Below are 6906 nucleotides of genomic sequence, written 5' to 3' on the forward strand. Positions count from 1 at the left end.
CAAGGCGCGGGGTATCGGCCCGAATCTACGCCCGCCTGCGCATGGGGTCAGCCCCGACGCCTCGGATCGTTGCTTATGTCCTGAAACCGCTCGGGCAGCGTGTTGCGGTCATACTCCATGATCCCCGCCGAGGTGATCTGGACAGCCGTTGCCTCGCTCTGCCGCAGAATGCGCGCTTCCAGGTCGGGCGACAGTGTGACCTCCAGCTTTGAAGCCTGACCAGCCCCCACGCCTGACAGCATGTCCGCCGTCTTGCGCCGCGATGTCACCTGCGCCGGGCCGGTCACGATCTCCGGGCCGCGCTCGCCCGCGATGGCGAACTTGCCCGAAGGGATCATGCCGCCCTTGTCGAGAAAGCCCAGGAAGTTGCCCATGCCCAGCAGGCCCTCGCTGCTTTGGCCAATGCCCATGGCCGAACCGATGTTGCTGAAAACCGACGACAGAAGCTGCTCGCCCAGCCGGGAAAGAACGTCCCCGATCTTCTGCGATCCGGTGACCAGCCCGGCGGCCATATCTCCAAATCGGTCAGCGGCACGGCTCGCACCTTCTCCGATGCCTGCAAGGCTGTCCTGTATCGCGCTTGCGCCTTCCGAGACTGCACTCGTGGCGCTGCCACCGCTTCCGAATACCTCGTTTGCCACGTCGCCCAGGGTTCGGATCGTGTCGGCCGCGTTGTCGCCTTCCACGTTGACATTCGGCAGGGCCAAAGGACCGCCGGTGACTTCGCGCGCCACGCGGTCACGCGCCCGCTCGGCTTCCGCCAAGGCGTCCTCTGCGGCGGCAAGGCGCTCTCTTGCTGCTGCCGCCTGTTCATCCGCTCGCTGGCGCAGTCCTTGCGTGCGCGCCGTGTCGATGCTGCTCTCCAATGCCGCCTGTCGCGCCTCGGCAAGTGCGATCTGCGACCGCGCGGCGTCCATTGCCTCTTTGGCCTCTTGCGCCATCGTGTTCGCAAGGTTGATCGCCTCTGCGGCAGCAGATGGTGCGGCCGTATCGCTGAAGGTTCCCAGGGCCACGTTGAGGGCCTCTTGCGCCTTCGCGGCGGCGTCTAGGTGCGGCGTTGCAACCTTGGTCTTGTCTCCGAACAGGATCATCCCCGCCGCGACCGTGCCGATGACGGCTGCAATGATCGTCAACGGGCCGCCAAGGGCCGCGATAGCAGGTAGGGCCAGCTTCATGCCCCCTATCATCGCCGTAATTCCCTTCGCCACGCCGCCAAGCGCAAGCGACAGGGGGCCAATGGCGGCGGCAAAGCCCGTGAGTGCGACCGTGATCGTCTTGACCGTTGGCGACAGCTTGGAAAACCTTTCCGAGATATCTGCGATCTTCGCTGCGATGGCCTCAAGCGACGGGGCAAGCGCCACCGTGATCTGATTGGCCAGCCCGCGCGCGACCAGCCCCAGGGCGCTGATTGCATCGTTCGCCCGCTCGATCTTGTCGGTCTCGACCTCGGTGACGGCAACACCGAACCGCTTCAACGTCTGTTCGGCCTGCTCGATCTGACTTGCGTCCAGCCGGGTCATGGCAATGCCGACGCGCTCTCCGAAAATCTGCGAGCTGACACCGGCCTGTTGCGCCGCCGGGATCAGTGCCGCGATCCGCTGTTGGATCAACTTGATCCGTTCATCCGCCGATAGGTCCGACAAGTCCTCTGCGGCCAGGTTGAGGCGTTCCAGCGCCTCGGCCGCTGGCCCGGTGCCCTGCTCGGCAAGTGAAATGCGCCGGGTCATCCGGGTCAGCGCGCCCTCAAGGTCGCCTTGTGATATCCCGGCAGTATCGGCGGCGCGCGCCAGCACTTGAAGGCTTGCGGTCGTGGTCCCGAGGGACTCGGCCATCTTGCCCTGGGCGTCGATGGTCTGCATCGAGGATCGCACCGCCACCGCGCCGACCGCCGCAATCGGGGCTGTCACGCGCGCGGACATGGTCTTGCCAAACTTGCTCATGTTGCGGCCCAGCCGGGACATGCGGCGCTGGACGTTGCCCATAGACGCCTCGGCCCTCTTTGCGCCGCGCTCGAAAGCTGCGGTGTCCAGGCTCAGCATCGCGCGAAGTGCGCCGATTTCAATTGCCATGTCGTGTTCCTTCCATGTCCAAGCCGTCCCGGCTCTCTATTGCCATTTTGCGATTGCCTCGGCTTCCAGCCGGGCGCGTTCGCGCTGCATTTCGACCAGCAGCCCCTTGACGTGTTCCTCCGCCGCCTGTGCGGCCTCTGTGGCGGTCTTGCCCTCGGCGCGGGCCTTGGCCTCCATCGCCGGGCCTTCGCGCTGCAAAATGCTGTCTGTGAGCCCGTCCCATGCCGCTAGCATCCGGTCATGCGCGGCGCGGGCGTCAGGGGGCAGGTGGTCGCGGGTCAACTGAAATACTCCTTCGCTGCATCGTCGCCGGGCAGGTCGGACAGGCCCTGCACCTTCGACCGTGCCGATGGTGTCAGTCCAAATTCGCTCAGAAGGCTTTGCACGCGGCGGGCGGCGTCGGCACGCTGGGCAACCGCCGGGTGCGCCCGGTGCATTGTGGCCCCGGCCTCTGTCACCGCTGAATAGGTCGCGCCTTCGCGCTGCACCGTGTCGCGGGCGTCGAGATACTCGCAAATGGCCTCACAAAGCAGCGCCAGGGCGGTTTTATCGCCATCGGCCAGCACGCCCATATCGGACAGAAGGTCGGCAAGTTCGGGCCAGTGCTGCGCCGCTCGATCAGACAGGAAAGCGGGCGGATTCGCCCCGTTGAAGCGCAGTTTCGCGGTCTCTGCGGCCTTGCCACGGGTGGTGCCTGTGACCGCCTTGAGGTGGCTTGGCTTCGGCTTTCGTGGCATTCGGCTTTTTCCTTCTCGTTTCAGCATCGGCAGAAGAACGGTCTGGCTGCCGGTTACGCGTTCGTGCTGGTGGGGATCGGATAGGCCCCTTCCCCTGTAGGGCGGGCAGACCGGCGCACGATCAAGACCGGCCTGCCCTGTGACGCGGCGGGAAAGGAACCGCCGCGCCCATCTCATCAGCCTTGCACCGCCGTCGTGGTGTGGAATGCCTCGGCGTGCGATACCGCGATGTCGCCGCGCATGTGTGCGATGAAGGCAAGTTGGTGGTCGCCGGCGAACAGTTCCCGCACGATCTCCACGCGGATATCCGAACGCACGCCCAGGATCAGGCGCGAGAAGTCGCCCATGAACACGGTGCTTTCGTCGCTGCCCGTACCGCCGTCGGTCGGGATTGCCGTGGTGGTCAACATCGGAATTTCGCTGATCTGGCGAGGGGCCATCAAGGGCTGATTGTCGCTCGCGGTGAGGCCAGCCAGCGTGCCCTCGTCGCGCGGGTGCGCGATGATCGCAGACGGCGTGTGGTTGGCGCTCAGAAGCGACGTGCGCGCCGTCACAAGCGGGGCATAGTCGGTCAGCGCGCCGGAGAAGGCGGCGGTGTTGATGCCCGAGACGTTGGCGATGCCTTCCGGCTCGGGGGCCGACCCGCTGCCCAGCAGCGCCACGCGGTCCCATTCCTCGGCCATGGCGGCCGCGAGGATGCGAGGCAGTTCGACGGCAAGGTTCACGCTGTCCTCGATCAGTTCGCGCGACACCTTCACAAGAATGGCCAGCGACTTGGGCGCGAGGGTCACGGCGGAAAAGGTCGGATCACTCACGGTGATACCGGCATTCTCCGAACGCCACGCGGGAACGGGGTCGCTTGCCAGCTTGGCGATAACGGTCTGATCCGATTCCAGCGGGATGGTAGTTGCACCGGCCCGAACGGCCACGCTGCGCGCGCGCATCAGGTCGATCAACTGACTGGCGGTCACGGTCGGCACGGTGAAGCCGCCTGCGCTGTCGGACCCTTCGGCAAGGGCGCGGCGTTCCAGGTCGGTCTTTGCGCCCGTCACCATGGCCCGCATCAGGCGACCGATTTCGAGTTCGCCGTAGGTCTCGGCGTCGTCGGGGTGTTCCCGGCGGATATGGTCGCCCATGCGCTGATCCGGGCGCAGGCCAGCGGCCTTCACCTCGATCTGCGGTTCGGGGCCATCCACGCCGCGCGCTTGGCCTTCCATCATCGGGCGGCGCGGATCGGGAAGATCATTGGCGGCGCGGGCCTCGGCTTCCTCGATCTGGTCGCGCAACTCGTCAACGTCCAGCATCATGGCGTTGAATTGCGCCTCGATCTTGCGCGCCTCGGCCTCGGTCGTGTCATCGGTGATCTTGCGATAGAGCGCGCAGGCTTCTTTCACCTTCGCGCGGTGTTCGGCTTTCATCTGCTCAATGGTCATCCTGTGATCCTTCGTCTTTGGGGCGCTCATGCGAGAAAGTCGCCCCGGTTTCAGGGGGTGCTTTCTCCTGCGCCTTTGGCGAAGGGCGGCCTGCCGAATTTGCGGCGGCGTGCCCGGTCTCGGGCAAATCACACTGGTAACATGATACCCCATTTCCCTGCACACGGTCAAGCATGGCACGACGCATCCGAAGCCGCTTGCGTATGCGGGCGGCACGAAAATTGCGCCGCCGCTGTTGCTTTGACTTTGCCATCAATTCGCCCTGTGGTCCTTCGCCTCGATCATGTCGGCCAGGCGGCGAAGCTGGCGCACCGTCGAGGCATTGCCTTCAAGCGTCACCATCATCTCCGTGGCCCCGGTCATGTGGGCTGTTGCGCATAGCCGGGCGCGCAGCGGACCTTCGGGCAGGCTCTCGATTGCCTCGATGCGCTTGCCAATCGCATTTGCAGCGGCGGCGCGTTCCTCGTCGCGAAGATGCTCGATCAGGTGTTCTTGCTCGGTCATGTCATATCCTTTCGTGTTTTTGCTGCGTTTCATCGCCTTGTCGTTCTCTGGACGGCTGGGCTTCTCTCTCCGCAGAGGATGGCAATTAGATATGTGTCCCATTCGGGCACACTCAGACGGGCAAAAACCGCTGTTTGTGTATCCCATTCGGGCACAGTTCATGATTTTACCGCCCGCAAGTGTGTCCTATTCGGGCACGGTGGTGTGTCCGAATGGGGGGGTGGGTTCTGAATTTTGAGATTGCCTTTCCGGGCCGCCCGAGGCTTTGGCCGATAGCGTCCATAGACCGTAACCGGGAAATCGTGTCCTTCTTCCCATAGCATCGGCTCGCGGGTCGGTAGGCGCTTTTCGGTCGGCAACATCGTCAGGCGGAAGGTGGCGGTTTTGCCGTTGCCGTCCGTGCCGCGCTGCCAGGGGTTCGTTGCCACGATCCAGCCCTTGGCCTGAAGGTCAGCCAGCGCCGCACCGGCGGTCTTGACGGTGCAGCCCATGTCCGAGGACAAGGCCCGCAGGCTCCGATAGACTTCGCCGTTGTTGTTCCTCGCGGATTTGCTTTCGGCAAAGCATCGCACCTGCAAGTGAAAATACGCTTCCCTCGCCGGGAAGGTCAGGGCCTGCCATGCGGGCAAGAGACGGTGGGCATATATCCACTTGGTGAATTGCTGCTGCCGTTTCTCGTTGCGCTTGTCGCGGCCCATCACTCGCCCCCATTGGAATGGTGCAGCTTGTGGTGGCGGCGACAGAGAAACCGCACCTCGTAGGGCTTTTCATAGTCGTCGTGGTGCGCATCCGTCCTTGTCTCTCCGCAGACCTCGCAGGGCTTGCGCTCGATCACGCCAAGGCGGATTGCGTTCTCTACGGCAAGGTGCGCAAGGTAACGCTTGGGATGCTTCTTGCGCCACTTCTGTTGCCTTGTCAGCTGCCTGCCCATCAGCGCACCTCCCGAACGAATTTGCGGATAAGGTCACGCTCTTGAGATTCGACGTATTTCAGGTGTTCCAACTGGTGCGCAGGCAAATGCCGCTCGATTGCGCCTCGCACCATGTCACGCAGCGCGTCGGGTGGAATTGCGTCCAACTCGGCCGCGTATATGTAAGGCCAACGTCGATCTGCCGCCGACTTAGATTTCGCCGGGCGTGTCGGTAGGCCCATATCCTCCACTTGGTCGAGCGTCAGGCCCAGCGAATGAAACTCGACATTGACGCCATATTCCTCACCGAACCTTTCGACCTTCTCGCACAAGGATTGCTCAGCATCCTTGCCGGATCGGTCGAAGTCATAAAGCGCGTAGACCACCAGCGTCTTGCCGGTGCCGCGTAGAGCCTGGACGGCTTCATGCGCGAAGGTCTCGGACGTGTAACCGCCGGTTGGCATCAGCTGCACATCAAATTCCGACGTTACCAGGTAGATAACACCAGCCAACGCCGATTTCTCAATCCAGATTTCAATCTCTTCTGGAGCGTCAGACCACAAAGCCTTTCGATAAAGCTGTGCTGTGCTTTGAAGCGCATCCTCGATCCCGTCGAAGGTGCGCGGCTTGCGCATGTAGCGGGTCGCATCGGCAATGACGTGATACGGCATTTTGCCCTCACGTCGCAGTTTCAGAACCTGGGCTTGAACCTTGTTATATCCGCTTTCCGATTTCTCAATTAGCCCGGCCACGGTTGCCGCGTAGAATTCTTGTCGAACCGTCACCGGCCCATGCCGTTCGGCATAGTCGATCAGAAACGCGGCGCGCTCGGCCATCTCGGCCTTGGTCGCCCTTTTCCGTTTTATCGGGCTGGCCTGATAAACGTCCTTCATCTGCTCGTTCCTCTAGTTGCCCGAGGCGAGCGGCGGTGCTATAATACCCCAAAGCTGTCCCGCTTTGTGACTATCTCGAAAGCCCGCGCCGTCGCCCCGGTGCGGGTTTTCACTTTTCGCCACGCGCGGCGGCGATTTCCTCGGCCGTCATCGTTTCGGTGATACCGCCAAGCGAAACCCATTCCGCCGTCCGTGTGCGGTCGATCTCCGCCAGCTTGGCAAGCGCCAAGTTGTGCATGACAAGCAGGGCGTCGGCCTCGGGCGTTCCCGTGACGTGCGCGCGCTTTTCTTCGGTCAGAAGCTGCGCCGCGACCAGAATGCCGCGAAGTTCAAGCAGCCGGTCGTCGGTCGCCTCGTGGG

Annotated in this window: 9 protein-coding genes; all 9 read right to left on the reverse strand. The window is 63.4% G+C overall.

Features of this window, described 5'->3' with window-relative positions; translation table 11 throughout:
- Positions 1 to 47 precede the first annotated feature (47 nt).
- Positions 48 to 2069 (reverse strand): phage tail tape measure protein, encoded by a 2022-nt coding sequence (locus BU124_RS13060; RefSeq protein WP_084864019.1) that lies wholly within the window; start codon positions 2067 to 2069, stop codon positions 48 to 50.
- 36 nt (positions 2070 to 2105) lie between these two features.
- Positions 2106 to 2351, reverse strand: a complete 246-nt coding sequence (locus BU124_RS13065) for a hypothetical protein (RefSeq protein WP_084864020.1) — start codon at positions 2349 to 2351, stop codon at positions 2106 to 2108.
- The gene (locus tag BU124_RS13070; protein WP_084864021.1) at positions 2348 to 2983 is read right to left on the reverse strand and encodes a phage terminase small subunit P27 family; all 636 of its coding nucleotides are present in this window, start codon (positions 2981 to 2983) and stop codon (positions 2348 to 2350) included. Before BU124_RS13070 ends, BU124_RS13065 begins: the two co-directional genes overlap by 4 nt.
- On the reverse strand, positions 2983 to 4239 hold the full coding sequence (locus BU124_RS13075) for a phage major capsid protein (RefSeq protein WP_179141926.1): 1257 nt from the start codon (positions 4237 to 4239) through the stop codon (positions 2983 to 2985). Before BU124_RS13075 ends, BU124_RS13070 begins: the two co-directional genes overlap by 1 nt.
- Positions 4240 to 4491: 252 nt before the next feature.
- Positions 4492 to 4743, reverse strand: coding sequence for a hypothetical protein (locus tag BU124_RS13080; RefSeq protein WP_143529995.1), 252 nt, complete (start codon positions 4741 to 4743; stop codon positions 4492 to 4494).
- 158 nt (positions 4744 to 4901) lie between these two features.
- A complete protein-coding gene (locus tag BU124_RS14630) occupies positions 4902 to 5441 on the reverse strand; it encodes a helix-turn-helix domain-containing protein (RefSeq protein WP_143529996.1) in 540 nt (179 codons plus the stop codon).
- Positions 5441 to 5674: a hypothetical protein gene (locus BU124_RS13085; RefSeq protein WP_084864024.1), complete on the reverse strand. Its 234-nt coding sequence runs from the start codon at positions 5672 to 5674 to the stop codon at positions 5441 to 5443. The genes BU124_RS14630 and BU124_RS13085 overlap by 1 nt, the downstream gene beginning before the upstream one ends.
- A complete protein-coding gene (locus tag BU124_RS13090) occupies positions 5674 to 6546 on the reverse strand; it encodes a hypothetical protein (RefSeq protein ID WP_084864025.1) in 873 nt (290 codons plus the stop codon). Before BU124_RS13090 ends, BU124_RS13085 begins: the two co-directional genes overlap by 1 nt.
- Before the next feature lie 109 nt (positions 6547 to 6655).
- A partial coding sequence (locus tag BU124_RS14865; RefSeq protein WP_179141927.1) for a hypothetical protein occupies positions 6656 to 6906 on the reverse strand: 251 nt, incomplete at its 5' end.

The organism is Salibaculum halophilum (assembly GCF_002094885.1).
GTDB lineage: Bacteria > Pseudomonadota > Alphaproteobacteria > Rhodobacterales > Rhodobacteraceae > Salibaculum > Salibaculum halophilum.